Annotated in this window: 22 protein-coding genes; 10 read left to right on the top strand and 12 right to left on the bottom strand. The window is 74.4% G+C overall.

Translation table 11 applies throughout. The features are described from left to right. Positions 1-88 precede the first annotated feature (88 nt). On the top strand, positions 89-2,647 hold the full coding sequence (locus ABZX11_RS34205) for a LuxR C-terminal-related transcriptional regulator (protein WP_354920939.1): 2,559 nt from the start codon (positions 89-91) through the stop codon (positions 2,645-2,647). Positions 2,648-2,651: 4 nt separating this feature from the next. On the opposite strand, the gene ABZX11_RS34200 is transcribed toward ABZX11_RS34205, so the two are convergent. Next, positions 2,652-3,863: an AI-2E family transporter gene (locus ABZX11_RS34200; RefSeq protein WP_354920936.1), complete on the bottom strand. Its 1,212-nt coding sequence runs from the start codon at positions 3,861-3,863 to the stop codon at positions 2,652-2,654. A 234-nt stretch (positions 3,864-4,097) separates the two neighbouring features. Between ABZX11_RS34200 and ABZX11_RS34195 the strand changes: the two genes are divergently transcribed. The 4 genes from ABZX11_RS34195 to ABZX11_RS34180 all read left to right on the top strand — a co-directional run bounded on the left by ABZX11_RS34195 (position 4,098) and on the right by ABZX11_RS34180 (position 8,063). Beyond that, positions 4,098-5,537, top strand: a complete 1,440-nt coding sequence (locus tag ABZX11_RS34195) for a DHA2 family efflux MFS transporter permease subunit (protein WP_354920933.1) — start codon at positions 4,098-4,100, stop codon at positions 5,535-5,537. Next, complete coding sequence (locus tag ABZX11_RS34190; RefSeq protein ID WP_354920930.1) at positions 5,530-6,294, top strand: isocitrate lyase/phosphoenolpyruvate mutase family protein; 765 nt, start codon at positions 5,530-5,532, stop codon at positions 6,292-6,294. Before ABZX11_RS34195 ends, ABZX11_RS34190 begins: the two co-directional genes overlap by 8 nt. A 179-nt stretch (positions 6,295-6,473) precedes the next feature. Then, positions 6,474-7,085: a maleylpyruvate isomerase family mycothiol-dependent enzyme gene (locus ABZX11_RS34185; RefSeq protein WP_354920927.1), complete on the top strand. Its 612-nt coding sequence runs from the start codon at positions 6,474-6,476 to the stop codon at positions 7,083-7,085. 33 nt (positions 7,086-7,118) lie between these two features. Continuing rightward, on the top strand, positions 7,119-8,063 hold the full coding sequence (locus ABZX11_RS34180; protein ID WP_354920924.1) for an RNA polymerase subunit sigma-70: 945 nt from the start codon (positions 7,119-7,121) through the stop codon (positions 8,061-8,063). Here the strand turns inward: ABZX11_RS34180 and ABZX11_RS34175 are convergent. The 3 genes from ABZX11_RS34175 to ABZX11_RS34165 all read right to left on the bottom strand — a co-directional run bounded on the left by ABZX11_RS34175 (position 8,060) and on the right by ABZX11_RS34165 (position 10,558). After that, positions 8,060-8,698 (bottom strand): DedA family protein, encoded by a 639-nt coding sequence (locus tag ABZX11_RS34175; RefSeq protein ID WP_354920921.1) that lies wholly within the window; start codon positions 8,696-8,698, stop codon positions 8,060-8,062. The two genes, ABZX11_RS34180 and ABZX11_RS34175, sit on opposite strands and share 4 nt — an antisense overlap. A gap of 564 nt (positions 8,699-9,262) precedes the next feature. Next, a complete protein-coding gene (locus ABZX11_RS34170; RefSeq protein ID WP_354920918.1) occupies positions 9,263-9,631 on the bottom strand; it encodes a bacteriophage spanin2 family protein in 369 nt (122 codons plus the stop codon). A 3-nt stretch (positions 9,632-9,634) separates the two neighbouring features. Next, on the bottom strand, positions 9,635-10,558 hold the full coding sequence (locus ABZX11_RS34165) for a TerC family protein (RefSeq protein WP_176170290.1): 924 nt from the start codon (positions 10,556-10,558) through the stop codon (positions 9,635-9,637). A 184-nt stretch (positions 10,559-10,742) separates the two neighbouring features. Here ABZX11_RS34165 and ABZX11_RS34160 point away from each other — a divergent pair, with 184 nt between their 5' ends. Next, positions 10,743-11,033 (top strand): winged helix-turn-helix domain-containing protein, encoded by a 291-nt coding sequence (locus tag ABZX11_RS34160; RefSeq protein WP_176170289.1) that lies wholly within the window; start codon positions 10,743-10,745, stop codon positions 11,031-11,033. 9 nt (positions 11,034-11,042) lie between these two features. Here the strand turns inward: ABZX11_RS34160 and ABZX11_RS34155 are convergent, their stop codons facing one another. Continuing rightward, a complete protein-coding gene (locus ABZX11_RS34155; protein ID WP_354920914.1) occupies positions 11,043-12,692 on the bottom strand; it encodes a glycoside hydrolase family 13 protein in 1,650 nt (549 codons plus the stop codon). A gap of 38 nt (positions 12,693-12,730) precedes the next feature. Here ABZX11_RS34155 and ABZX11_RS34150 point away from each other — a divergent pair, with 38 nt between their 5' ends. Both ABZX11_RS34150 and ABZX11_RS34145 read left to right on the top strand, forming a co-directional pair. Further along, positions 12,731-13,675: an RNA polymerase sigma-70 factor gene (locus tag ABZX11_RS34150; RefSeq protein ID WP_354920911.1), complete on the top strand. Its 945-nt coding sequence runs from the start codon at positions 12,731-12,733 to the stop codon at positions 13,673-13,675. 82 nt (positions 13,676-13,757) lie between these two features. Continuing rightward, the gene (locus ABZX11_RS34145; RefSeq protein WP_354920908.1) at positions 13,758-14,945 is read left to right on the top strand and encodes an FAD-dependent oxidoreductase; all 1,188 of its coding nucleotides are present in this window, start codon (positions 13,758-13,760) and stop codon (positions 14,943-14,945) included. On the opposite strand, the gene ABZX11_RS34140 is transcribed toward ABZX11_RS34145, so the two are convergent. Genes ABZX11_RS34140 through ABZX11_RS34120 form a run of 5 tightly spaced genes read right to left on the bottom strand, consistent with a single transcriptional unit; the run spans position 14,931 to position 20,944 of the window. Further along, positions 14,931-16,841 (bottom strand): DUF2264 domain-containing protein, encoded by a 1,911-nt coding sequence (locus ABZX11_RS34140; RefSeq protein WP_354920905.1) that lies wholly within the window; start codon positions 16,839-16,841, stop codon positions 14,931-14,933. The two genes, ABZX11_RS34145 and ABZX11_RS34140, sit on opposite strands and share 15 nt — an antisense overlap. Continuing rightward, a complete protein-coding gene (locus ABZX11_RS34135) occupies positions 16,838-17,851 on the bottom strand; it encodes a hydroxyacid dehydrogenase (RefSeq protein ID WP_354920902.1) in 1,014 nt (337 codons plus the stop codon). Before ABZX11_RS34135 ends, ABZX11_RS34140 begins: the two co-directional genes overlap by 4 nt. Continuing rightward, positions 17,848-18,657 carry a carbohydrate ABC transporter permease gene (locus tag ABZX11_RS34130; RefSeq protein WP_354921073.1) on the bottom strand — a complete coding sequence of 270 codons (810 nt, stop codon included), beginning with the start codon at positions 18,655-18,657 and terminating at the stop codon, positions 17,848-17,850. The genes ABZX11_RS34135 and ABZX11_RS34130 overlap by 4 nt, the downstream gene beginning before the upstream one ends. Before the next feature lie 41 nt (positions 18,658-18,698). Then, positions 18,699-19,631, bottom strand: a complete 933-nt coding sequence (locus ABZX11_RS34125; protein ID WP_354920899.1) for a sugar ABC transporter permease — start codon at positions 19,629-19,631, stop codon at positions 18,699-18,701. Beyond that, the gene (locus ABZX11_RS34120; protein ID WP_354920896.1) at positions 19,631-20,944 is read right to left on the bottom strand and encodes a sugar ABC transporter substrate-binding protein; all 1,314 of its coding nucleotides are present in this window, start codon (positions 20,942-20,944) and stop codon (positions 19,631-19,633) included. The genes ABZX11_RS34125 and ABZX11_RS34120 overlap by 1 nt, the downstream gene beginning before the upstream one ends. 109 nt (positions 20,945-21,053) lie before the next feature. Between ABZX11_RS34120 and ABZX11_RS34115 the strand changes: the two genes are divergently transcribed. Both ABZX11_RS34115 and ABZX11_RS34110 read left to right on the top strand, forming a co-directional pair. Beyond that, positions 21,054-22,820 carry a heparinase II/III family protein gene (locus ABZX11_RS34115; protein WP_354920893.1) on the top strand — a complete coding sequence of 589 codons (1,767 nt, stop codon included), beginning with the start codon at positions 21,054-21,056 and terminating at the stop codon, positions 22,818-22,820. Continuing rightward, the gene (locus ABZX11_RS34110; RefSeq protein ID WP_354920890.1) at positions 22,820-23,926 is read left to right on the top strand and encodes a substrate-binding domain-containing protein; all 1,107 of its coding nucleotides are present in this window, start codon (positions 22,820-22,822) and stop codon (positions 23,924-23,926) included. Before ABZX11_RS34115 ends, ABZX11_RS34110 begins: the two co-directional genes overlap by 1 nt. A gap of 161 nt (positions 23,927-24,087) precedes the next feature. Here the strand turns inward: ABZX11_RS34110 and ABZX11_RS34105 are convergent, their stop codons facing one another. Beyond that, entirely contained in the window at positions 24,088-25,212 is a 1,125-nt protein-coding gene (locus ABZX11_RS34105) for a LacI family DNA-binding transcriptional regulator (RefSeq protein ID WP_354920887.1), read from the bottom strand. A gap of 127 nt (positions 25,213-25,339) precedes the next feature. Beyond that, positions 25,340-26,689, bottom strand: a complete 1,350-nt coding sequence (locus tag ABZX11_RS34100; RefSeq protein WP_354920884.1) for a protein kinase — start codon at positions 26,687-26,689, stop codon at positions 25,340-25,342. Between the last annotated feature and the right edge of the window lie 193 nt (positions 26,690-26,882).

The following is a 26,882-nucleotide window of genomic DNA, read 5'->3' as shown; positions in this document are numbered from 1 at the left end:
GGACACGGGTGATCAGTAGTGTCGTGGCCCCTCGCCCGGCGTCGACCGCGGATCCGGGGCGCATTCTCCCGACAGCCGAGAGGTTCACGTGCCCGAACGAACGACGCCGGAGTTCCGGCCGGTGCCCGGGGTGAAGGTCGCGGTGCCGCGGCTGCCGGGCATCTTCGTCCCCCGGCCCCGGCTGGCCGCGGTGCTGGACCGCGCCACCACCCGGCCCGTCACGGTGGTCCGGGCGCCGGCCGGGGCCGGCAAGACCACCGCGCTGGCCGGCTGGGCCGGCGACGGCCACGACGTCGCCTGGGTGGCCCTGGACGAGGACGACAACGACGAGTCCCGGTTGTGGGCGGCCATCCTCGGCGCGCTGCGCCGCTGTCCCGCGGTACCCGGCGACCGTGGTCTGGACCGGCTCGGCCCGCCGGCGCCCGGGCGGCGGCGGGCCTTCCTGGCCGATCTGGACGACGCGCTCGCCGGGCCGGGCCACCCGGTGCGGCTGGTGCTCGACGACCTGCAGGAGATCGCCCGCGCGGAACCACTGGAGGCGCTCGCGGCACTGGCCCGCCACCTGCCCGCCGCCCTGCGGCTGGTCCTCGTCACCCGGGTCGAGCCGCGGCTGCGGCTGGCCCGGCTGCACGTCGAAGGCGTCCTGTCCCGGGTGGAGGCGGCCGAACTCCGGTTCACCGCCCGGGAAACGGCGAACCTGTTGCGGTCATGCGGAAGCGTGGTGGGGGACGACCGCGTCCGTGAACTCACCGAACGCACCGGTGGCTGGGCCGCGGCGCTGGGCTGGGCCGCCGTTTCGGTGCGCGACGCCGACGACGCCGATCGGCTCGTCGCCTCCGTCACCGGCGACGAACGGGCGGTGGCCCGGTTCTTCGCCGACGAAGTCCTCGCGCGGCTGCCCGCTCCGACGTCGGATCTGCTGCTGCGCCTCAGTGTCTGCGACGCCGTCGGGGCGACCCTCGCGGTCCGCCTGTCGGGCCGGGCGGACGCGGGCGCCCGGCTGGACGAGCTCGAGCGGGCGATGGGGCTCGTCACGCGCACGCCCGCCGACACCTACCGGCTGCCGCCGCTGCTCCGCGGGTTCCTGCGGGCCGAGCTGGCCCGGCGGGACCCGGGGAGCGTGCCGCGGCTGCACGGGATCGCCGCCCGCTGGTACGTCGGCGAAGGCCGCTTCGGGGAGGCGCTCCGGCACGCGGTCGCGGGCCGCGACCGGCAGCGCGTCCTCGGCCTGGCCCGCGAGCACGCCGTCCGCCAGGTGCTGGCCGGTGACGGCGAGCCGGTGCGGATCGCGCTCACCTACCTGGGGGCCGCGGCGGTCGCCGCGAGCCCGGCGCTGCGGCTGGCCTCGGCGCTGGAGAACGTCCAGCGCGGCCTGCCCGACGAAGCCGCGGCCGACCTCGGCGCGGCGGACCACGGCCACGAGCTGTGGCCGCTCGCCGCCCGCCACCTGGCGCTGGTCACCGGGAAACAGCCGCCGGAGAACACGCTTCCGGAGGCCCGGCCGTCCGGTTTCGACGCCTGGGTCACCCTCGACCGGGCGTGGCGGTCGCTGCGCCGCGGGGCCCGGCGGCACGCCGTCACCCAGGGGCAGGAAGCCCTGCGCCTGGCCCAGGGCGACCGGCTCGACCACCTGGTGCTGCACAGCAGGCTGGCGCTGGCCGTGGCCACCGCCGTCGGCGGCGACCACCGCGCGATGCGGCGCGCCTGCACCGGAGCGCTCGCCGTCGCGCGGCGCCACGGCTGGCGCCGGACCCCGGGCGTCGCGGAGTGCCACCTGATGCTGGCCTACGACGACCTGATGCGCGCCGAGCCGGTGGCCGCGGCCCGCGAACTGGCCCAGGCGGCCGCGGCGGAGGTGCCCGGTGGCGCCCCGCTGCTGGCCCCGCTGCGCACGTTCTTCGAAGGCATGGTGCGCTTCGACGACGGCGACCGGACGGCGGGCTCGGAAGTGATGCGCGTGGCCCGGCACCGGCTCGCCGGGTTGGACCTGCCGCCCGAGTTCGTGGGCGTGTGCGGCGTCAGCGAGTACCACGCGGCCCTCGCCCTCGCCGAGGGCGTGCACGCGGCGGAGGTGCTCGCGTGGATGCACGAGCGGCTGCCCGGTAGCGGCGAGCTGGCGCTTCTGCGGGTCCGCGCCCACCTGGCCGCGGACGAACCGGCGGCGGCCGAGGCGGTTCTGCGCGACACCGCGGGGGCCACTTCGTTGCTGCCGGCCACCCCGGTCGACCGGTGCCTGGCGGAAACCGCGCTGGCACTGCGGTCCCACCGGCGGACCAAGGCACTGCACGCGCTGGACCGCGCGCTGGCACTGGCCCGGCCGGACGGCCTGGTGCGGCCGTTCGCCTTGGCCGAGCCCCAGGTCGCCCACCTGCTGATCGACCACTCCGGCGGCTTCGGTGCCCTGGACCGCTTCGCCCAGGCGGTCCGCGGACGGCTCGTGCCGCACGCTCCGGCGAGCAGCTTGACCGACCGCGAGCAGGTGGTGTTGCAGCGGCTGCCGTCGCAGCGGTCGTTGGACGAGATCGCGTCGGATCTGACGGTGTCGGTGAACACGGTGAAGACGCATGTGCGGGCGATCTACGGGAAGCTCGGGGTGAACAACCGGCGTTCGGCGGTTGTGGTCGCCCGTCAGCACGGTTTGACGTGAGGCTTCAGTCGGTTTCGCGTTGGGGAGCCGACAGCAGCGCTTCGGCCCAGCGGGCCCGCGGGTCGACGTCCACCAGCAGTGCCTTGGCCAGCAGGGTCGCCGGGACGGCGAGGACCGCGCCGAGCGGGCCCAGCAGCCACGTCCAGAACACCAGCGCCAGCACCGTGACCAAAGTGGACAGACCGACCGAGCCGGCCACGAAGCGCGGCTGGATGAGCGACTGCACCACGAAGTTCAGCCCGGCATAGACGACGAGCACCACGAGCAGGCTGCGCCAGCCGCCGTCGAGCAGGGCGATGACCGCGGGCGGGGCGACGCCGATCACGAAGCCGACGTTCGGGATGTAGTTGGTGACGAACGCGAGCAGGCCCCACAGCAGCGCACCCGGGACGCCGAGCAGCGCGAGCGCGGTGGTGTCGAGGGCCGCCACGAGGCCGCCGAAGACGGTCGTCACGACCAGGTACCGCCGGGTGCCGGCCGCGAAACCGCGCAGCGAAGCGGAAATCCACGGCCGGTCGCGCGCGATCCGGCCCAGGCGCCGGCCGGCCCACGCGGTTTCGGCGCTGAGGAACAGCAGCAGGGCGAACAGGAAGGCGAGGTTGGTGACCAGGCCGCCGACCCCGGCGAGCAGGGAGCCGGCCAGTCCGACGAGCTTGCCGGTGTCGACCGACGACAGCATGGCCCGCAGTTCGGTTTCCCCGACGCCGAAGCGGCCCAGGACGGTCAGGCCGTCGTGGAGGAGTTCGTCGACGCGGCCGGTGTAGTGCGGGAGCAGCACCGAAAGCTGCGCGACGGACACCACGAAGACGAGGAAGAAGCCGACGAGGGTCGCGTAGACGGTGACGACCAGCACGCCGACGGTCAGCCAGCGGGGCAGGCCCTTGCGCCGCAGCCACGTCCGGACGGGATCGAGGGTGATGACGACGACGAGGGCGAGGAAAACGGGCCCGGCGAACCAGGCAACGGCCTGGACCCCGGCCAGCACGACCACCGCGGCGGCGGCGCCGAGCAGCACGACGAGCGCGCGGGGGAGCGCGGGACCGCCGGCTCCGGGCCCGGTCTCGGGAGGCCACGGAACCGGCGGCGGTTGCCCACCGCGGCCGAACCGGTCGGCAATCCCCTGGAAGGGGCGGTGCGCCCGCCGATCCCGGCCCCGGCGCCGCCGGGGCTTGCGGGACCGTCGAGCCGGGACATCGGCGAGGGTGGCACGCACCATGCGAATCCTCCGGGAGACGAGCGGCGGCGGTTCCCACGGTGGCGGGGCCCGGGGGTTCCGGCTTCACCTGGTGCGGGGGAAAGCGGCAAAGGGCGCTGACCACGGCACCCGGGAATTCGCTCGACGGGCCGGGCCGCCGATCGACCGGGCGGACACCGATTCCTCCGGCGCCCGGGCGGTGTCCAAGTCTCCGGAAGCGGCGAGAGGCCGGTGACCGGAGGCAAGGAGACACGAGTGCGCACCACGACAACACCCATGCCGGTGGCGCCGGCCGCGGGACGGACGCAACGACGCTGGGTGCTGGTCATCGCCTCGGCGGCGTCGTTCATGGTCGTCCTCGACGCGCTGGTCGTGTCGACCGCGCTGACGGCGATCCGGACCGACCTCGGCGCGTCGGTCACCGAACTCGAGTGGACGGTCAACGCCTACGGCCTGAGCTTCGCCGTCCTGCTCATGACCGCGGCGGCGGCCGGTGACCGCTGGGGACGGCGGCGGGTCTTCGCGGCCGGGGTGACGCTGTTCGCGGCGGCGTCACTGCTCTGCGCGATCGCGCCCGGCGTGGAGGTCCTCATCGCCGGGCGGGTGCTGCAGGGCGCCGGCGCCGCGTTCGTCATGCCGCTCGCGCTCGCCCTGCTCGGGGCCGCCTTCCCGGCCGAGCTGCGGGCCGCGGCACTCGGCGTGTTCGCGAGCGTCAGCGGGGTGGCGGTGCCGCTGGGGCCGCTGCTGGGCGGCGCGATCGTCGAAGGCGTGTCGTGGCCGTGGATCTTCTGGATCAACGTCCCGATCGGGGCGGCGCTGGCGTACTTCGCGCTGACCCGGACCGAAGAGAGCCACGGCCCTGACCCGGCCCTCGACGTCCCGGGCCTGGTGCTGGCGGGCGCCGGATCGTTCGGCGTGGTCTGGGCCATGGCCCAGGGCAACGCGGCCGGCTGGGCCAGCGTGACGGTGCTGGGACCGCTCGTCGCGGGCCTGGCCGCGTTCGGCGCGTTCGTGGCGTGGCAGCGGAAGGCGGCCCACCCGATGCTGCCGCTGCACCTGTTCCGCTCCCGCCGGTTCGCCGCCGGCAACGTCGTGATCTTCTGCCACTGGGCGTCCGCGCTGGGCGCGGTGTTCTTCATGGCCCAGTTCCTGCAGGACGGGCTGGGCTACGGCCCACTCGCCGCCGGGCTCGGGCTGGCCCCGTGGGGGCTGACGACGACAGTCGTCCCGCAGCTGGCGGGCCGGCTGGTCGGCCGGTTCGGCGAACGGCCGTTCATCGTGGCCGGGCTGGCGCTGCACGCCGTCGCGATGCTGTGGATCGCCCTGGTGGCCGGGCCGGAGATCGGCTACTGGGCGATCGCCGTGCCCCTGGTGCTGTCGGGGACGGGGATCGCGATGTGCTTGCCGGCGGCGCAGAGCGCGGTGCTGACGTCGGTCGCGCCGCGGTTCCTCGGCAAGGCTTCAGGCGCGTTCAGCGCGATGCGGCAGCTGGGTGGGGCGTTCGGCGTCGCGGTCCTGGTCGCCGGGTTCTCGCTGGCGGGCAGTTACGCGTCGGGTGCGGCGTTCTCCGCCGGGTTCGCGGCCGCGGCCGTGGTCAGCGCCGTGCTCGCGGCGCTGGGCGCGCTGGCCGGTGCCGTCATCCCCCGGCGTTCGGTTGATCCGGTCGATGCGGTGAAGGAGCTGGGCGATGTCTGATGCGAAGGCCGGTCTGCTGCGCGGGCTGCACCACGGGGAGCTGCTGGTGCTGCCGAACGCGTGGGACGAGGAGAGCGCTTCGCTGGTCGTCGAGGCGGGGTTCCCGGTCGTGGCGACCTCCAGTGCGGCGGTGGCGGACGCACTGGGGCACGGGGACGGTGAGCGCGCGCCGTGGCGGGAGATGTTCGCGGCGGTGGCGCGGATCGCCCGCGCGGTGCCGGTCCCGGTGACGGTGGACGCCGAGGCCGGCTACGGCCTGGAGCCCGACCGGCTCGTGGCGGAACTGCTGGCCGCCGGGGCGGCAGGCTGCAACATCGAGGACACCGACCACCGGGCCGGGGGACTGGTGCCCGCGGAGGTGCAGGCGGACCGGCTGGCGGCGATCCGCGCGGCGGCCGGGACGGCGTTGGTGATCAACGCGCGGATCGACACCTTCCTGCCGGCCGGCGCGATTCCCGAGCCCGAGCGAACGGCCGAAGCGGTCCGCCGCGGCCGGCTGTACCGCGCGGCCGGGGCGGACTGCGTGTACCCGATCGGGGTGTCGAGCGCGGCCGACCTCGAGCGTGTCGTGACGGGCGTGGGCGGGCCGGTGAACGGGAACACGGGGGCCGAACTGGATCTGGGCACGCTGGCGTCGCTGGGGGTCGCCAGGGTGTCCTTCGGGCCGCGGTTCTACCGGGCGGGGATGGCCGCGTTGCGTGATGGGCTGGCGGAGCTGCGGCGCGAGGTGGAGAAGGTGGGGGTGTCCCATGGGTGAGGGGGCGGTCGTGGCGTGTGGTGGGCCGGGGGTGCGGCGGGCGGTGGGATTGTCGGTTGGTTGCGGGGCGGTGGGGTGTGGCGGGCTGGGGGTGCGGCGGGCGGTGGGATTGTCGGTTGGTTGTGGGGCGGTGGGGTGTGGCGGGCCGGGGAAGTCGCGCGCTGCGGCGGGAGTGCCCGGTGCGTGAGCGAGCCCCCGCCGATTCCCTCGTACCGCCTCCCGCCGCCGAAGCCGAGCCGGCTCGGCCGGCCGACGAGGCGATGCTCACCGCCGCGCTCGGCTATGCGCTTTCCTCGGCGGCCGAGGTCGGGCTCGCCGATCTCGGGCGTCCCTCGGCCTGCGACGGCTGGACCGTCGCCGACACCCTCGCCCACCTCACCCTCTCCCTCCGCTGCGTCGCCGTCTCCCTCGCCTCCGGTGCCGTGCCGCCCGATCCGCCGCCGCGCGCCGGGCCCGTCACCGCCCGGAGCCTGCGGCGCGACCTCGGCCGAGCCGTCGCCGCGCTCGGGTCGGCGGCCGCGGATCTCCGCGGCTGGCGGGCGGTCGCCGTCGACGGGCGGCTGCTGCCGTGCCGGCGGCTGGTCGTCGTCGGCGCCATCGAAGCCGCCGTGCACGGCTGGGACGTGCACCGGGCCAGGCCGATCCCCGGCCCGCTCGCCGGGCGGCTGCTCGCCGAACTGCCGTCGGTGCTCGATCGGGGCACCCGGCGGGGCCTGTTCGCCGAGCCCGTCACCCTGCCGCCGGGCCGCCCGCCCGGCGAACGGCTGCTCGCCGCCCTCGGAAGGGGATGATCGACGATGTCCACGACGAACGAGGAGCGTGTGGTGTCTTCCGAGGAGCGGCTGCGGGACGAGTTCGGCTCGCTGCGCCCGGCGCTGGTCGCGCACTGCTACCGGATGACCGGGTCCTACCAGGACGCCGAGGACGCCGTCCAGGAGACCTACCTCAAGGCCGCCAAGGGCGTCGACGGCTTCGAAGGCCGGTCCTCCCTCAAGACGTGGCTCTACCGGATCGCCACCAACACCTGCCTCACCGAGCTGAACCACCGCGGCCGTCGCATGCTGCCCGCCGGGCTCGGGGCGCCGTCGGACGACCCGGAGACGCGCGTCTTCGCCGACGACACCGTGGCGTGGCTCGAGCCGCTGCCCGACGCCGTGCTCGGCGACCCCGGCGAGGTCGTCGTGCGGCGCGAGTCCGTCCGGCTCGCGCTGGTGGCCGCGTTGCAGCACCTGCCGGCGCGGCAGCGTGCCGCGTTCCTGCTGCGCGAAGTCCTTTCGTGGTCGGCCGCCGAGATCGCGGACGCGCTCGGCGTCAGCGTGCCGGCGGTGAAGAGCCTCCTGCAGCGGGCCCGCGTCCGGCTCGACGAACTGGACCTGGACGGGCCGCCGGAGCTCGGCCCGGAAGCCGAGCGCGCGCTGCTCGACCGCTACATCGCGGCCTTCGAAGCCGAGGACACCACGGCGCTGCGGGCGGTCATCCGGGACGACTTCAGCCTCGAAGCCGTGCCGCACCCGGTGTGGTTCCAGGGGCTGGCCGTGTGCCTGCCGTTCCTGGACCGCGCGTTCGCCGCGCCGGGCGGTGCCGCCCGGTTGCTGCCCACCCGGGCGAACGGCCAGCCCGCGGCGGGCAGCTACCGCCGGGACGCCGCCGGCGTCCGGCGCGCCGACGGGCTGTGGGTGTTCACCGTGACCGGCGGCCGCTTCTCCCGCGCGGTCAAGTTCCACGGCGCACAGCTGGTGACGGCGGCCGGGCTGCCCGACCGGCTCTAGCCGCGCTTGCGCCGCCTGATCACGAAAACCCCGATGGCGACGGCGATCGCGGTCAGCACGACGTATTGGAGGTACGACGCGTACCGCTCGACGAGCGGCCAGTGTTCGCCGAGCAGCCAGCCCGCGAGGACGAACCCGGTGTTCCAGACGAGGCTGCCGGCCGTGGTGTAGAGCAGGAACCGCCCGAACGGCATCCGTTCGACGCCGGCGGGCAGCGAGACGAGGCTGCGGAAGACGGGGATCATCCGCCCGAAGAAGACGGCTTTGCCGCCGTGCCGCGCGAACCACGCGGCGGTCCGGTCGAAATCGGCGGTCCCGACGAGCGGAACCCGCGCCACGAGCCGGCGCGTGCGGTCGTGCCCGAGCCGCAGCCCGAGCAGGTAGACGACGACGGCCCCGGCCACGGAACCGAGGGTGGTCCAGAAGAGGGCACCACCGAGGCTGAAGGCCCCCCGCCCGGCGGCGAACCCGGCGAGGGGCAGGACGAGCTCGCTGGGCAGGGGCGGGAAGAGGTTGTCGAGCCCGACGACGACGGCGGCACCGGGACCCCCGAGCGACTCCATGAGCCCGACGGCCCAGCCGGCCACCCCGGTGAGCTCCCCGGAAGCGGCGGGGGAGGCGGGGGAGGCGGTCATCGGGGCTCCTGGGGGTGGGTCACGGCGGCGGGCGGGGACGGCTCGGCTGGGGTGGGCAATGCGCGCCGGTCGGCCGGAAGCGGTGGGTTGGGCGGCGCCGGCTCGGGCGGTGCAGGCTCGGGCTGCGGCGGGTTGGCCGCCCCGGGCGCGCGGCGCAGCATGGGGTGATGCGGCTCGCCGGGGGCGGTGGGCTGCGGCAGGTTGACCAGTTTGCGCTGGTTGGCGGGTCGTGCGCGAAGGCGAGCTGGGCGGCTCGGCGGGCGGCGCCCGCTCGGGCGGCCATCGGGCGGTGCGGCTCGCCGGGGACGACGGGCCGCGGCGGGCTGGGCGGCTCGGCTGGGGCGGCGGGCGATGCACGCCGGTCGGCCGAAGGCACCGGCTTGGGCGGTGCGGCTCGTCGGGTTGGTAGGCCGTGGCGGGTTGGCCGGTTGGCGCCGGGTGAGCGGGTGCGCGGAGGCGAGCTGGGCGGCCGGCGCAACCTTGGCGGAGGCGCCGGCCGCGGGGCGAGCCGACCTGCCGACGTCTCACCCGCTCGGCCGAACCGCGGCGCCCGCCCGACCCACGTCACCCGGCGCAGGCCTTCGTCAGCGCCGTCACCTGGTCCGCCTTCTTCCTGGCCCACTCCGCCGGCGTCTTCACCAGCTCGTCCACCGTTGTCTCGCGCAGGGTCGTCGCCAGGCTGTCGATCGCCTCGGCCGCCGTGGTGTTCGCCGCCTTCTGTGCCAGGCCCGTCAGCTCGTCCGCCGCCGCGTGGGCTCGTTCCGTTGCCGCCTCGGGGTTGGTCACGTTCTGGTCGGCCGTGGCGATGCGGACCGCGTCCGCGCAGACCGCCGCCGTCGAAGCCGCGTTGCTCACCTGGCCCGCCGTTTCCGCGGCCACGCCGCAACCCGTCAGGGCCAGCACGAGCCCTCCGGCGAGGATCATCAAGCGCATCTTCTACTCCTTCCGGGAGACAGCCGAGGTTTTGAGGAGGCTGGCGGTGACCGCCGTCGCGAGGATCGCGGCGACCACGCCCAGCGAAAGCGCCGTCGGGATCTTCCAGATCTCCAGCAGCAGCATCTTCACGCCGACCCACACCAGCACCAGCGCCAGGCCGAGCTTCAGGTACACGAACCGGTGCATCACGTCGGCGAGCAGGAAGTACATCGCCCGCAGGCCCAGCACCGCGAAGGCGTTCGAGGTGAACACCAGGAACGGTTCCTGCGTAACCGCGAAGATCGCCGGGATCGAGTCGACGGCGAAGACGACGTCGGTCACCTCGATCAGGACCAGGACCGCCAGCAGTGGCGTGGCCACCCAGCGGCCGGCCTGCCGGACGAGGAACTTGCCCCCGTGGTCGCCGTCGGTGGTCGGGATGATCCGGCGGAACACCCGCAGCACGGGGTTGCGGTCGTAGTCGACGGTTTCGCTGCGGTGCAGCGCCATCCGCACGCCGGTGATGACCAGGAAAGCGCCGAACACGTACAGGATCCAGGCGAAGCTCGCGATCAGCGCCGACCCCGCCGCGATGAACACCGCCCGGAACACCAGGGCCCCGATCACGCCGTAGAACAGGATGCGGTGCTGGTACTCGCGGGGCACGGCGAAGTAGCCGAAGATGATCGCGAACACGAAGACGTTGTCGACGGCCAGGGACTTTTCGATGACGTAGCCGGCGAAGTACTGGCCCGCGAACTCCGCGCCCCAGACCCACCAGACCACGGCGCCGAAGGCGAGCCCCAGCACCACCCACGCGCCGGACCACGCCAGCGCCGAGCGGACGCCGACGACGGGGGCCTTGCGGTGGGCCGCCAGGTCGACGGCGAGCATGGCCAGGATGACGCCGAGCACGGCGGCCCAGGCCCAGAACGGAACGGTCACGACACACTCCTCCGGTTCGGTGACGAACCGGAGGTCTCCCCGGTCACCCTCAGGTGACGCCGGCACCGGGCTGCTCACGGGCAGCCGGACTGACGATGCCGAACCGGGCGGGTACTCCCCTCCGTGCCACCAGAATGACGAACTGCACTTCGTCTGTCAAGTTCGGACGTCTACTGTGGCCGGTATGGCTTCGTGGACGTTCCTCAGCAACCACGCGCACGTCCTGCTCTGCGTGGCCGCGGATCCCGACCGCACGCTGCACGACATCGCCGAGCGAGTCGGGATCACCGAGCGCGGCGTGCAGCTGATCCTCGCCGACCTGATCGCCGAGGGCTACCTGGAGCGCGAGCGCATCGGGCGGCGCAACCACTACAAGATCCACCCGGAAGGCCGGTTGCGTCACCCGTTGGAGGCACACCACCGGGTGGCCGACCTGGTCGCGGCCCTCGGTGTCGAACCGGCTGCGCCGGCGTGAATCACCCGTTCAGGAGCCCGTGGTCCTGAACCACGCGGCCGAATCAGCCGCCACCACATCGGATCCGTGGCTGGCGAGCACGACTTCGCCCCACGAGCCGGGCGCGGTGAACCGCGTAGTCCCCGTGTTGAGCACGCACACCAGGTCCCCGCGCCGGAACGCGAGCACCGTGTCCGCGCCCGTCGTCAGCCACTCCACCGGGCCCGGCCGGCCGAGGCGCAGTTCCTTCCGCGCCCGGACCGCCCGGCGGTAGAGGTGCAGCATCGAGGACGCGTCCCGCTCCTCGACGTCGACCGCGTACTCGGCGAACCACTCCGGCTGCGGCAGCCACGGCTTCCCCGTGCCGAACCCGAACGCCGGTGCGTCCGCCGTCCACGGCAGGGGGACGCGGCAGCCGTCGCGGCCCTTCTCCAGGCCGCCCGTCCGGTGGAACACCGGGTCCTGGCGGGCTTCGTCCGGGAGGTCCTGGACCTCCGGCAGGCCGAGTTCCTCGCCCTGGTACAGGAACACCGAGCCCGGCAAGGCCAGCAGCAGGAGCAGCGCCGCGCCGGCCCGGCGGCCTCCGAGCTCCGCGTCGACTTCGCCGCGCGGGCGCATCAGCGCCGCGAAGGCGTCGTTGCTCTCCGGGGCCGGCTCGGGGCGGACGATGCCGTAGCGCGTCACGGCCCGGTGGACGTCGTGGTTGGCCAGCGTCCACGCCGCCGGGGCGCCGTGGACCTGCGTGCGGGCCGTGGCGCGCTCGATCGCGCCGCGCAGGGCGGCCACCTCCCACGGCTGGACCAGCAGGTCGAACGAGAACGCCTGGTGCAGCTCGTCCGGGCGCAGGTAGGCGTCCAGGTCGGCCGGGTCGGGGACCCAGACCTCGCCGACCAGCAGCAGGTCGCGGTCCGGGCCGTAGCCCGCGGCCAGCGCGTGCCAGCGGCGGAAGATCTCGTGCACCTCCGGCCGGTTCCAGCTGTAGGCGTTGTAGCTGCCGCCCGCCGGGTCCCAGTCGCGCAGGGCCGCGTCCTTGATCAGGCCGTGGCAGACGTCGATGCGGAAGCCGTCGACACCGCGGTCGAACCAGAACCGCAGTACGTCGTCGAAGTACGCCAGGACCTCCGGGTTGCGCCAGTCGAAGTCCGGCTGCTCGCGGGTGAAGAGGTGCAGGTACCACTGGCCCGGCGTGCCATCGGGTTCGGTGACCCTGGTCCACGCCGGCCCGCCGAAGACCGACTGCCAGTTGTTGGGCGGCTCGTCGCCCCGGCCGTCGCGGAAGACGAACCGCGCGCGCTCGGGCGAGCCGGGGCCGGCGGCCAGCGCCGCGGTGAACCACGGGTGCTGGTCCGAGCAGTGGTTCGGCACCAGGTCCATCAGGATCCGCAGACCGCGCGCGTGCGCCTCGGCGACCAGGCGGTCGAACGTCTCGAGGCTGCCGTACTCGGGGTTGACGCCGTGGTAGTCGGCGATGTCGTAGCCGTGGTCGGCCTGCGGTGACGGGTAGCACGGGTTGAGCCAGATCGCGTCGGCGCCGAGCCCGGCGATGTGCCCGAGCCGCCCGATCACCCCGCCGAGGTCACCGACGCCGTCGCCGTCGCTGTCGGCGAACGAACGGACGTAGAGCTGGTACACCACGGCGTCGTCCCAGAACGAGCGCGGGCGGGAAGAAGTCGGCGGCACCCCGCGATCTTCGCACGCGCCGGTGGTTGACTTGCGCCATGCCACTGGGGACGCACGAGGTCGAGGTGTTCGAGAACGCCAGGCCGAGGCTGGAAGCCATCGCCTACCGCCTGCTGGGGTCGGCGGGCGACGCCGAGGACGCCGTCCAGGACACCTTCCTGCGCTGGCAGTCCGCCGACCGGGCGCTCGTCGAGACACCCGAAGCGTGGCTGACCAAGGTGCTCACCAACCTTTGCCTGAACCGGCTGACCTCGGCGCGGGCCCGGCGGGAGACCTACGTCGGCCAGTGGCTCCCCGAGCCCGTCTTCGCCGGCGACCGGATGCTCGGCCCGTCCGACACGGTCGAGCAGCGGGAGTCCGTCTCGATCGCGATGCTCACGCTGATGGAGCGGCTGACCGCCCGGGAACGCGTCGTCTACGTGCTGCGCGAGGCCTTCGCGTACTCGCACGGCGAGATCGCCGAGGTGCTCGACCTCACCGAGGCGAACTGCCAGCAGATCCACCGGCGGGCCAAGCAGCACCTGGCCGCGGACCGGCGGCGGGTCGCGGTCGACGCGGCCGCCGCCCGCAGGATCGTCGAGGAGTTCCTCGCCGCGGCGCTCAGCGGCCGGACCGACGCGCTGGTCAAGCTGCTGGCCGACGACGCGGTCAGCGTCGGCGACGGCGGTGGCGCGGTCTTCTCGGTGCCGCGGCCGATCACCGGTGCCCTGCGGGTGGCGCGGTTCCTGCGCACGCTGTTCACGCCGAGCGAGGCGAAGTGGGAGATGGTCGGCGGCCGTCCCGACCTGTACGCCGCCGTCGCCAACGGCGTGCCCGCCCTGGTCATGGTGGTCGAGGAGCGGGTCGTCGGGATCTTCGCGCTGGACGTGACGGCCGACGGCATCGCGGCCGTCCACGCCCAGGCCAACCCGGCCAAGCTCGCCCGCGCGACGCGCGAGTGGCCGACCGCCGAGCACGGGGAACCGCTCGCCGGCACCTGGTGATCCAGGTCACGTCGAACTCCTGTCAGGTTTCGCGCCGCTGTCCGGTTCAGGGAGCACACACCGACCGGACAGGAGCAAAACCATGAAGCACCGCATCGTCGTCCTCGGGGCCGGATACGCCGGAGCCAACGCTGCCGGGCGCCTGGCCAAGCGGTTGCACCCCGCCGACACCGAGATCACCCTGGTCAACGCCGACGCCGAGTTCGTCGAGCGCGTCCGCATGCACCAGCTGGCGACCGGGCAGGACCTGAAGCCGCGCCCGCTGGCCGGCGTCTTCGCGGGCACCGGCGTCCAGCTGCGGATCGCGCGGGTCGCCGCGGTCGACGCCGAACGCCGGACCGTCGTCCTCGCCGACGGCGGAGAACTCGGCTACGACACGCTCGTCTACGCCCTCGGCAGCACCGCCGCCGCCGTTCCCGAGCACGCCCACAGCCTCGCGGGCAAGGAGTCCACGCTGCGGCTGCGCGCCCGGCTCGCCGACCTCGCCGCGGGCGGGACCGTGCTGGTCGTGGGTGGCGGCCTCACCGGCATCGAAGCCGCCACGGAAATCGCGGAGGCCCGGCCGGACCTCGAGATCGCCCTCGCCGCCCGCGGCGGCCTCGGCGACTGGCTGAGCGAAAAGGGCCGTGACCACCTGCGGCGGGCGTTCGACCGGCTCGGCATCACCGTGCACGAGAACACGGCCGTGACGAGGGTCGAGCCGGCCACCGCGACCACCGCCGACGGCCGCACGATCCCGGCCCAGGTGACCGTCTGGACGGCCGGGTTCGCCGTCCACCCGATCGCCGCGGCCACCACCCTGACGGTCGCCGAGACGGGCCAGATCGTCGTCGACGACACGATGCGGTCGGTCTCCCACCCGGACGTCTACGCGGTCGGCGACGCCGCGTACGCCCGGGGTGGCCACGGCACACCGCTGCGGATGTCCTGCGCTTCGGGGATCCCGACGGCCCAGCTGGCGGCCGACGCCATCGCCGCCCGCCTGACCGGGCGCCCGGTGCCGGAGAACAAGATCGGCTATTCGGTCCAGTGCGTGAGTCTCGGCCGCCGCGACGCCGTCATCCAGCGGGTGACCCCGGACGATGTGGCCAAGCCCTCCGCGGCGACCGGGAAGACGGCCGCCCGGATCAAGGAACTGATCTGCCGGTCCGCGGCCTGGAGCGTCGAGCACCCGACGCTGCTGGTGCCGTCCCGCCGCCGGCACACCGTCGCCGCCGGGGAGTCGGGCGAGGTCGGCCGGTCGCGGGCCGGCCGGTCAGTGCCTCGGTGAAGCGGGCGGCAAGGGCACCCGGGCGGTGACGCCGTCGGGCCAGGTCAGCGTGACGCTGCCGGCATCGATCACCAGCGACGGGTCGGGGTCGTCCGGGGCGCCGCGGTCCAGGACCACCACCGCGGCGTACACCGCTCCCGGCTCCGGTGGTCCCTCCGTGGCGACGAACGGCACCGCCGTCCACGGGCCCAACGGGGAAACGCCGGACTCGACCACCACCCCCGCCCTGGTGAAGCCGCGCAGCGGACGCAGTTCCGACCGGAGATCGGCGGTCCGGGCGGAAGCCGCGCCGGTTTCCGGCCGCGTTCCGCCCGTGACCGGCCAGCCCGTCAGCCGCAGGGACCGGACCGGGTCGCCGACGTCTTCGAGGCGAGCGAGCCGCACCTCCACCCCTCGGCGGACCACGGACACCACCGTCAGCACCGGGCCCGGCACCACCGGGCCGCCGCGGCCGGAGCCGTGGTCGGGGGAGTCGTCGCCGGTCGTGTCCACCCAGCGGACGCGGCCCCGGGATGCGGCCGCCATGATCCCGCCCGGCAGCTCGGTCGTGTAGCACGTCGAGAAGCCCGCCCGGTGGCTCGCCCGGCCGCCGGTGTCCAGCACGGACACCGTGTTGTCCGGCACGGAACCCAGCGGCGGCACCGTCGCCGTCGAATAGCCGAGCCGGGCGTAGAGCGGTGCGTCGGACCGCGGATCGCCGGGGCGGGCGTGGTCCGTGCCGTGGTTGATCACCAGGGCGATGCCGTCGCGACGGCGTCCCGAAACCAGCCAGCCGGGCGCGGTGACGACGCGGGCGACGTCGCCCGTCTCGATCGGCAGTGGCTGCTCGACGTCCGTCCACACGGGATGGTGGGCCGGCAGGGCGAGACCCAGCAAGCCTTTGGCGGCCCAGTAGGGCGAGCCGGGGCCGGAGTACGCCTGGCGCATCGCGGGCCAGGCGTGGTGCCAGCCGAGGCCGAGCAGGCCGTCGGGCACGTCGAAGTGCCGGACCATCCCGCCGGCGACCCGGCGCGTCAGGCCGGGGGCGAGGGACGAGGTGCCGGTGACCGCGCCCACCCAGAACGGCGCCGCGGCCGCGAAGCGGTAGACCAGGCTGCGGCCCTGCAGCAGCGGCGAGCCGTCGGCGCCCACCAGCCGGACGGCGTCGGCGAGGTAGGCCCGCAGGTCCGCCGCCCACTGCAGCCGCAGGGAGCCGGGGCACAGGGTGCCGGTGACGTCGAACAAGTGCGTCCACAGCAACGGGTACAGGTGCAGGGCCCAGCCCGTGTAGTGGTCGTAGGCGCGTTCGTCGCCGTCGCTGAGCCAGCCGCCCGGCCGCCGCAGCGACGCGTGCACGGCCAAGTCCTCCTCGACGTCCGCCGCCGACCACGGGCCGCCCGCCTCGCGCAGGAACGACTCCACGACGATCCGGAACCACACCCAGTTGATCGGCGGGTAGGGCTGCCCGATCACCGTCGCGAGCCAGGCGACGACCCGCTCGCGGACGGCGTCGTCCAAGCGGTCCCACAGCCACGGCCGGGTCAGCTGCAGCACGAGCGCGATCGACGCGGCTTCCACTTTGGCCTGGCCGAGTTCGCCGGGCCGCGGCCACGCCTCGGGCGACGCCGGATCGGTGCCGGCGGCCAGCCCGCGCGCGTAGTGCTCCAGGAGGCCGCCGGGATCCGCGCCGTCCTCCCCGGCGACGCGGAAGCCGGCGAGGAGGAAGGTCCGGGCGAACCCTTCGAGGCCGTCCGAGACGCGGCCGTTGCGGCTGGGCGGGCCGGGCAGGTCGATCCGGGCGCCGCCGGGCGAGCGGTACCGGCCCGCCGCGGCGAGCAGGCGGTCCGCCAGTGCGGCGTAGTGCTCGCGGGTCCAGCCGGTGTACGGCGAAAGCCGCCGGTCCTCGGCGGCGGTCATGCCTGCACCGCCAGCGAGTGCCGGGTCACCGGCGCCCGGGGTGGCAGGCCCGCCGCGTACCGCTCCAGCTCGCCGAGCGCCTCGGCGCTCATCCGGCGCGTCTCCGAACCCAGCGACCCCGCCACGTGCGGGGTCAGCACCACGTTGGGCAGGTCGTAGAGCGGCGACCCGGCGGGCAGCGGCTCCGGCTCGGTGACGTCGAGGACCGCGTGCAGGCCGCCGTCGGCGCAGGCCCGCTCCAGGGCCTCGGTGTCCACCAGTGCGCCGCGTGCGGTGTTCACCAGCACCGCCCCGGGCGGCAATGCGGCCAGCTCGGCGGCACCGATCATGTGCCGGGTCTCCGGCAGCGACGGCGCGTGCAGGCTCAGCACGTCCGCCAGGGGCAGGGCGTCCGCCAGCACCGCGGGCTCGGCCCCGGCCGTGCGGATCTCGGCCGGGTCGATCACCGGGTCGACCACGACCACGCGGGCCAGGTCCAGCAGCCGCAGCAGGGCGGCGACGCGGCGGCCGACGCGCGAGAAGCCGACCAGCACCACGGTCCGGTCGCGGCCGGACAGCTCGCCGCGCCGCTCGCGGTAACCCCAGTCCTCGCGGAACTCGCGGGCGTCGGCGGCCAGGAAGGGCACCTTCTTGAACGCCCACAGGATCGCGCCCAGCGTGTACTGGGCCACCGGCTCCGCGTTGGCGTCGGCGGCCGTGGTGACCAGCAGGCCGCGGTCGAACACCGCCGCGCCCACGTGGTCGCGGACGCTGCCCGCCGCGTGCAGCACCGCCCGCAGGCGCGGGGCGGCCCGCAGGACCTCCTCGTCGAGCGGGGGACAGCCCCACGACGTGATCAGCACCTCCACCTCCGCCAGCCGCGCGCGCACCGCCGCCGAGGCCAGCTCGTCGGCGCACAGCGGCTCGCCCAGCCGGGCCGCGGCGCGCAGCCGGGCCAGTTCCGCGGGGCCGAACTGCAGGTGCATCGTGTCCCGCGCCATCGCCAGCAGGGTCTCCGGGCGGCGCTTCACTTGACGCTGCCCGCCGCCAGCCCGGACCGCCATTGCCGGTGCAGCAGCACGAACGCGACGACCAGTGGCAGCACGGCCAGCAGGGAGCCGGTGATGACGAGCGGGTTGTACTGCGGGAACTGGGTCACCCGCGTGCTCCACTGGTAGAGGCCGAGGCTCATCGGGAACAGCTTCGGGTCGGTGAGCATCACCAGCGGCAGGAAGAAGTTGTTCCAGATCCCGACGAACTGGAACAGGAAGATCGTCACCAGGCCGGGCCGCATCATCGGCAGGCCGATGGTGAAGAACGTCCGCAGCTCGCCCGCGCCGTCGGTCCGGGCGGCTTCGAGGACCTCGCCGGGCACCGCGGCTTCGGCGTAGACGCGGGCGAGGTAGACGCCGAAGGGGTTGGTCAGCAACGGGATGAACACCGCCCAGAACGTGCCGACCACCTCCAGCTGCGACGCCAGCAGGTACAGCGGCAGGGCCAGCGCGGTGGTCGGCACCAGGACCCCGGTCAGCGTCACCGCGAACAGCGCCCGGCGGCCCGGGAAGTCGAGCTTCGCGATCGCGTACCCGCACGCGGCGCAGATCAGCGAACCGAGCACCGCGCCGAGGCCGGCGTAGAGCAGCGAGTTGCGGATCCAAGCGAGGAAGACGCCGTTCTCCTGTGTGAACAACGCGCTCAGGTTGGTGCCCAGGGTGAACTGCCCGAATTCGAACGCGCCCGTGGTGGAGAAGTCGCCGACGGACTTGGTGGCCGAGGTGACCAGCCAGACCAGCGGCAGGACCGCGTACAGCGCGGCCAGCACCAGCAGGACGTGCACCGCCGTGCGGGACGTCCACCGCGAGGCGGCAGGGGGCAGGGTCACCGGGACCTCCGGGCGGACAGGCGCATGACGAGCGCCGAGAGCAGGGCGGAAACCAGCGCCAGCAGCACGGACGCGGCGGCGGCGCGGCCGTAGTCGTTGGCGATGAAGGCGGCCTCGTACACGTACAGGCTCGGGGACCAGGTGCTCGTCACCGAGCCGGTGAACCCGCGCAGCACCAGGGGTTCGGTGAACAGCTGCAGGGACCCGATCACGGTGAACACGAGCGCGACGAACATCGTCGGCCGGATCATCGGGACCTTGACCGACCACGCCGTCCGGAGGCCCCCGGCGCCGTCGGCGCGCGCGGCTTCGAGGACGTCACGCGGGACGGCCTGCAGCGCGGTGTAGAAGATGATCATGTTGTAGCCGACCCACTGCCAGGTCGCGATGTTCACGATCGAGGGCAGGATGCCGGTCTTGCCCAGCGGGTCGAACGGCAGCAGGGCGGTCAGCCCGGAATGGGGGCTGTACAGGTAGGCCCAGACGAGCCCGGTGATCACCGTCGGCACCGCGTAGGGCAGGAAGACGGCCAGCGACCACACCCGCTTGAGCCGGACGACGGCGGAGTCGATCAGCAGCGCCAGCAGCAGGGCCAGGCCGAGCATGACCGGGATGTGCACCAGCACGAACAGCGCCACGTTGCCGAGGCTGGTGTGGAACGCGCTGTCGGTGAGCACGTCGGTGTAGTTGCCGAACGCGATGAACGCCTGCGTCGGGCCGGAGAAACCCAGGCCGGACAGGCGATCGGTGAACAGGCTCAGGTAGAGGGCGTAGGCGATCGGGACGAGCACGGTGGCGGTCAGCAGGACCGCGAACGGCGCCGCCAGCACGAGACCGGCGCGGCCGCGGCCCCGCCGTCCCCGCGCCGGGCTGCCGGGGCTCACCGCTGCCGTCGCGCTCGCGGCCCGCTCGGGCGTCAGGACGGTCATCACGCTTTCCCTTCCAGCACGGTCAATCCCCGCTCGCGCAGCTCGGCGACGGCGCCGGCCTGCGTCTGCCGGACGGTGGCGGCGAGGGTCGTGCTCCCGGTCTTCACCCCGCCCATCCGGTCGACGACGGTGGAGAACGTCCGCAGCGCGTTGGGTCCCCACGTCCAGTCCGGGACGCGCCGGGCGGCTTCGTCGAGCACGTCGTAGACCGGGTCGCCGAGGAAGTACCCGCCCCGGTAGGCCTTCCTGGCCACGTCCCGGCTCGGCAGGTAACCGGGGAAGGGCGTGGTGAATGTGGTGCCGATCTTCGCGACGGCCGGGTCGGTGCTCAGCCAGCGCAGGAACTTCACGGCCGCGTCCGGCACCTCGCTTTCGGCGGAGACGGCGAACGCGCTGCCGCCCTGCACGCCGTTGGCCGGGACGCCGTCCCAGGTCGGCATCGTGGTCACCGCCCACCGGCCCTTGTCCTGCGGGATCGACTTCACCAGCGAGCCGACGCTCCAGGACGCGCCGAGCAGCCCCCACAGCCGTCCGGTGTGCATCGCCCCGATCCAGTCCTGGTCGCCGGTCGGTGCGGTGGCGACCAGGCCGTCGCGGATCAGGCCCTGCCAGTAGTCCGCGGTGCGCAGGGTGCCCGCGCCGTCGATGTCCACCCGCCACGAGCCGCCGTCGACCCGCCACCACGGATCGCCCGCCTGCCAGCACATTCCGGCGAAGAACGAGCCGTCGTTGAGCGGGAACGTCGTCAGGCGCGCGGCCGGGTCGGCCTTCTGCACGGCCCGCGCGGCCGCGCGGAATTCGTCCCAGGTGCGCGGGACCGCGATGCCGTGGGAGTCGAAGAGGTCCTTGCGGTAGTAGAGCACCATCGGGGCGAGGTCCATCGGCACCGCCCAGGTGCGGCCGCCCGGCCGGACACCCTGCCAGGCGGCGGGGGAGTAGCCGCGCTCGAGGTCGGCGAGGTCGCCGGTGAGGTCGCGCAGGCCGCCGGTGGTGAGCAGCTGCGGCAGGCCCTGGTACTCCGCGTGCAGGATGTCCGGGGCGTTGTGGGCGCGCAGCGCGTTGGTCTGCTGGGCGTAACCGCCCTTCAGGCCGGCCGCGATCACGTTGAGCTCCACCGAGGTGTCCGGGTGCGCGGCGTTGAACGCGGCGACGTACTTGTCCATGCCGGTGAGCCACGACCAGAGGCGCACGCGGGTGGCGCCGGAGGCCGTCGTCGCCGACGCGCAGCCGCCGAGCAGGCCGCCGGCCGCGAGCCCGGCGGTGGCCGAAAGGAACGTCCGGCGGGTCGGGCCCGCCGATCCCCGAAGCGTCATTGCTCCTCCGTCGAAGTGATGGCTGTCACTGTCGGGCTGTGCCATAGTGCGAGTCAACAATTCGAGTCAAAACCGATCACAAACGATCGGAATCGAAAGGGCGGCACCGATGCGGCTCCCCGACGTGCGCGACCGGACGCTCTGGGACGCCGTGGAAGGCGCCGCGATCATCGCCGAAGCCGAGGCCGTTCTCGCGCGTCCGGCACCGGTCCTGACGGCGACGGCGTGGGCCAGGACGTTCCGCGACGGCGTGCGCACGGAGTACGAAGACGCCGCCCGCGAGCTGCGTGAGCGCGTCACGCTGCTGGTGCTCGGCGCGGTGCTCACCGGTGAGGTGCCACCGGGCCCGGTGCCGTTGCTGGACGGCGCGATCGACGGGCTGGTCGCGCTCGCCGAGGCGACCACGTGGTGCTGGGCACCCCACGACCGGCACGCGGCCGGGCGCGGCGAGGTGCTGGCCGACCCCGACGACCCGTTCCTCGACCTGGGCGCGGCCGAGGTCGCGTCCCTGTTCGCCTGGGCCGATCACGTCCTGGGCCCGCACTTCGACATCCGGGCGCCGGGACTGCGCAGACGGCTGCGGCGCGAGGTCGAGGTCCGCGTGCTGACGCCGTTCGAGCGCGTGCGCGACTGGCACTGGCTCGGCCTCGACGGCGACGCGCACAACTGGAACCCGTGGATCCACTCCGGTGTCCTCGCGGCCGCGCTCCTGCTGGTGGCCGACGAAGAACGGCGCGGGCGGCTGGTGCGGCTGGTGGTCGAGGGGCTCGAGCACTACGTCGCGATCCTGCCCGGCGACGGCGGCATCGACGAGGGCGTCGCCTACTGGTGGCACGGCGCCTGCCGGCTGCTGGAGTGCCTGGACCTGCTGGGCGACCCGGGGGAGCTCCCGGTGCTGCGCGAGCTGATCCGCTTCCCGCACCGGATGCACCTGGGCGGCGACGCCTACGTCAACGCCGGCGACGCCCCGGCCCGGCTGTCCCCGGCGCAGCCGTGGCACGTGCTGCACCGCTGGGGCGAGCGGCTCGGCGACGACGACGTCCGGGCGCACGCGGTGAGCCGGGCGCGTGCGAGCGGGCGGCCGGTGTGGCCGTCGGCCGGGCTCGGCCGCGCGCTGTCCGGCCTGGCGGACGACGACTGGCGGAAGGCCTTGGCCACCGAACCCGAAGAGACCTGGCCGGCGCGCGAAGAGTGGCTGCCGCGGGTGCAGGTGCTGGTGGCCAGGGAACGCGCCGGGACCGCCCGCGGGCTGACCGTGGCGGTGAAGGCGGGGCACAACGGGGAACGGCACAACCACCTCGACGTGGGCTCGTACTGGGTGGCGGTCGACGGGGTGCCGGTGGTGGCCGACGCCGGCCAGCCGACCTACACCGCGGCCAGCTTCGGGCTGGACCGCTACCGGGCCTGGCCGCTGCGCAGCGAGTGGCACAACGTCCCGGAGCCCGGCGTCACCCAGGAGCCGGGGGAAGCGTTCGGGGCGCGGGACGTCCGGGTCGAACTCACCGCGTCCGCGGCCACGCTCCGCGCCGACCTCGCCGGGGCCTACCCGGGCGTGCCGCGCTGGATCCGTTCGGTGCGGCTGGTCCGCGACCCGCCCGCGCACGTCCTGGTGACCGACGACGACTCGGTCCGGCCGGTCCGGCTGCGGCACGTCCTCGCCGGGGACGTCGAGCTCGGCGACGGCGAAGCGTTCGTGTCGCAGGCCGGCCACCGGGTGCTGCGGCTGAGCTGGGATCCCCGGCACACCACCGCGGACCTCGAACGGCGGCCGCTGGACGACCACCTGCTGCGGGCCTCCTGGGGCGGCCACCTCAGCCGGCTCACCCTGCTGGTGCGCGAGGGCCCGGCGCGGGTCCGGCTGGAGCAGGTGCGGTGATGCTCGCCTCCGAACGGCACCAGCTGATCCTTTCGCTGGTCCGCGAACACGGCGCGGTCCGGCTCACGGAGCTGGTGGCGCGGCTGGGCGTCACCGCGGTCACCGTGCGCAGGGACGTCACCGAGCTCGCCGACCGCGGGCTGCTGACCCGGGTGCACGGCGGGGTCACGCTGACCCGGCCGCGCGGCAGCCACCCCGAACCCGGGCGAGCGGCGTCGGTGTTCGGCCACGTGGCACCCGGCGCGCTCGTCGGCATGGTCGCGCCGTCGGTGGAGTACTACTGGCCGACGGTCGTCCAAGGTGCCCAGTCCACAGTGGCCGGTGCAGGCGGCAGGCTCGTGCTGCGGGCGTCCAGCTACGACGCGGCGGAGGACCGCCGCCAGATCGGCAAGCTCCTCGACCGCGGGGTGCAGACGCTGCTGGTCGCCCCGGCCACCAGCGGCCGCGGCGCGCTGGACCTGCTGCGCTGGCTGGGCTCACTGAGCGTCCCGGTGGTCCTGGTCGAGCGCCTGCCCCCGCCGGAGCTGCCGACGCTCGCCCTGGACGCGGCCACGACGGCGCACGCGCTCGGCGCGGGACTCGCCGTCCGGCACCTGGTTTCCCTGGGGCACCAAGCGGTCGGGCTGGTGACGTCGCGGTCCAGCCCGACGAGCCGGGCGTTGCGGGCCGGCTGGCGCGACGCGATCGGTTCACTGGGGCTGGACACGGGTGCGGCACTGGACCTCGACGTGCCGGTGTACGGCTCGCCGGGCTGGGCGGCGGAGTACGACGCCCTGCTGGCGCGCTGCCGCCGGGCCGGCGTCGGCGCGCTGCTCGTGCACGCCGATCGCGAAGCCATCGGCCTGATCGAACGGGCCCGCGACGGCGGTGTCGCCGTACCCGGCGAGCTGGCGGTGGTCTCCTACGACGACGAAGTGGCGGCGGCCTCGGACCCGCCGCTGACGGCGGTGTGCCCGCAGAAGCACCGGCTCGGCGCGGTGGCCGCCGAGCTCGCACTGGCCCGGCTCACCGACACGGCCGAGCGGCCGGTGCACCGGCTCCAGCTGTGGCCGACGCTCGTGGTGCGCGAATCCTGCGGGGGTAAGGGGGAATCCGCGCCGCGGTGAGACACGCCCGGCGGCGCAACCGCCGGGTCGGGAAGCCGCGAGGTCCCGTAGGGCTTGCGGCGGGGAAACGGCCGGTGCTCGGCCCGAATCCGGCGATCTTGGCCGTCCCGTCCGCGGTCACCTGCCCTTGCCCTGGCCGAACCCGGGATCGCCGAGAATTCTCACGCGCCGGACAGGCGCGCCCCTTCACGGACGGCGACGGCCGCCGCGGTGCTTTCCCCGGTGACGAACGCGGGGACCACCGTGGCGGGCTCGGGCGGTCCGCCGTCGAGCTGGCCCACCGCCAGCCGGACCGACAGCACTCCCAGCTCGGCGGCCGGGACGAGCACCGCGGCCGGCCGGATCCGCTGCCGTCCCGCCACGGTTTCCGAGCAGACCGCGACGACGGAGATGTCACCGGGGACCTGCCTGCCGCGCTGCCGGAGGGTGCCCAGCACCAGCGGCAGCGCCGCCTCGTCGTGCACGACCAGCGCGGTCGGGCCACCGGCGGTGAGCAGCTTGTCCAGGCCGCGGGCGACCTCTTCGGCCGACGGCGCGCCCGCCGCCCGGCCCTTCGGGGAAAGGTGGTGGGAAATCGCTTTCACACCGTGCTTGGCCGCGGCCGCGCCGAAGCTGTCGACGAAGCCCTTCAGGTACCGGAGCCGGGGGCCGGGCGGCGAGACCGACGGGCCGAGGTGGGCGACCGACCGGTGGCCGAGGCCGGCGAGGTGGGTCAGGCAGGCTACCCCGGCCGGTCCGAAGTCGAGCGCCACCGAGGCCAGCCCGCGGTGCTGTCCCGGCGCGCCGACCAGCACCGCGGGGCGGCCGGAGGCCAGCAGGACCGGTACCCGCGGGTCGTCGTCGCCGGCGTCCAGCACGATCACCGCGTCGGCCAGCGCCGCCGACGTCACCCGGTGCAGGCCCGACGTGCCGTCGTCGTCGGTGACCAGCAGCAGGTCGAAGCCGGATTCGCGGGCCGCGCCCGCCGCCGCGGAGAAGAACTCCATCTCCATGCCCAGCTGCCGGTCGCCCAGCGGCGGCACCGCCACCGCGAGGACGCCGGCCCGGGGCGACGGCGAGCCGCCGCGGCGCCGGTAGCCGAGGGCGCGGATGGTTTCCTCGACCCGGCGCCGGGTGGCCGGGGAGATCGTCCGCTTGCCGGTGATCACGTAGGACACCGTGCTCGCCGAGACGCCGGCCGCGTTCGCCACGTCGGTGATCGTCACCGCGCCGCGGCCGCCGCCGGGCGGTTCGTCCGCCGCGTCGCGGAAATTCGTCATCGTCGTGAGGACTTTCTCGAGGAACATTGTCCGATCCGTTGTCCGATCGGAAGTTAGCGCTAACAGGAAGGAGCGGGTGCCGACCTTAATACCGGTGAACGGAGGTGGTCAAGCCACCTTCGGCGGAGGCGCGGAAAACGGCAGGGGCGGCGATTCATTCGCGGGGACGGCAGTCGGTCACCGGCATCCCGCGGTTGCCGCCGCGGGCCAGCGCGACGAAGCCGAAGGTGGTCGATTCGCCCGGCCTGAGCACCGCATTCCACTCGGCGTTCGTGATCGCCGAGGTGGCGCCGGTCCGCGCCAGCGTGCCGTTCCAGAGGTCGTCGATGCTCGTCCCGGCCGGGTTGGTCCAGCTGACCGTCCACCCGGTGACCTCGGCCCGCCCGCTGTTGCGGACGGTCACCAGCCCCTGGAAACCGCCGTTCCACGTCTTCACCACCTGGTAGCGCGCGGCGCAGGCCGCGGGGCCCGTGGTCCGGGACGCGGTCGGCAGTGTCGTGGACGGCGGTGTCGTGGACGGCGCCGACGCGAGCTGGGCCGCCGCGCTCGTGGGCTCCCGGTCGGCGGGGACCGCGGTCGCCGCCACCACGGCGGCCGCCGCGGTCAGCACCAGCGCCGTCCCGGCGAAGGCCGCGCGGGACCGGCGACGGCGGACCGGCGGCGCGCTGTCCACCGGGGCGGGCGCGGGCACCACGCCGGGTGCGGTGGCGCGGGTCAGCAGCCGGGCCGCCCCGGCCATCGCCGGCCGGGCGGCCGGATCCCGGTGCAGCAGCCGGAGGATCGCGTCGGTGACCGGGCCGCTGGTGACGGGCGGGGTGACGGTGCCGGCGCCGACCCGTTTGAGCAGGGCGAGCTGGTTCTCGTCGGTCCCGGACGGCGGCTGCCCTTCGAGCGCGGTGTAGAGCGTCGCGCCGAGTGAATAGACGTCGGACGGGAAGCCGGGTTCTTCGCCTTCGGCGACCTCCGGCGCGAGGTAGGCCGGCGTGCCGACGAACAGCCCGCGGCCGGTGGCCGTGCCCTCCCCGCGCGCGTGGGCCACCCCGAAGTCGGTGATCTTCGCCGAGCCGTCGGTGGTGATCAGGACGTTGTTGGGGCTGATGTCGCGGTGCACGACGCCTTCCGCGTGCGCCGCGGCCAGCGCCGACGCGAGCTGGGCACCCAGCTCGGCCACGTACTCCGGCACCAGCGGGCCGTGCTCCTCGATGAGGGCGGTGAGCGTGCGTGCGGGCAGGTACTCCATCGTGATGTAGGCCGCGCCGCCCTGCTCGACGACGTCGTGGACGACGACCGCGTGCGGGTGGCGCAGCCGGGCGGTGACCCGGGCCTCGCGGATCGTCCGGGCGCGGGTGGCCGCCGGATCGGCGGGGGACTCGGGGAACAGCTGCTTGATCGCCACCAGGCGGTCGAGCCGTTCGTCCTTCGCCCGCCACACGGCCCCCATCGCGCCGTGACCCGCCCGGCCGAGCACGCGGTACCGGCCGGCGATCACTGCCCCTTCGTGCACGGGCGCGCTCCCCTCTGTCGTTTCCTTCGCCGGGGAACACGGCCGCTTCCGGAGCGCAGTTCGGCTCGTCGGCGCAATTCACTCACCTGGGTGGGGGTACGAAATGCGTTCGACGTATTCGTTCCGGATGCCGGAAACGGCGAAGGCCGCTACGGAGAAAATGGCGATCCGGTTGTGTCGGAACGATAACGAA

Origin of the sequence: Amycolatopsis sp. NPDC004169, from assembly GCF_040610315.1 — a bacterium.
Taxonomy (GTDB): Bacteria; Actinomycetota; Actinomycetes; order Mycobacteriales; family Pseudonocardiaceae; genus Amycolatopsis.
Note: the sequence above shows the minus strand (reverse complement) of the source record. Positions and strands in the feature narration are given on the sequence as shown.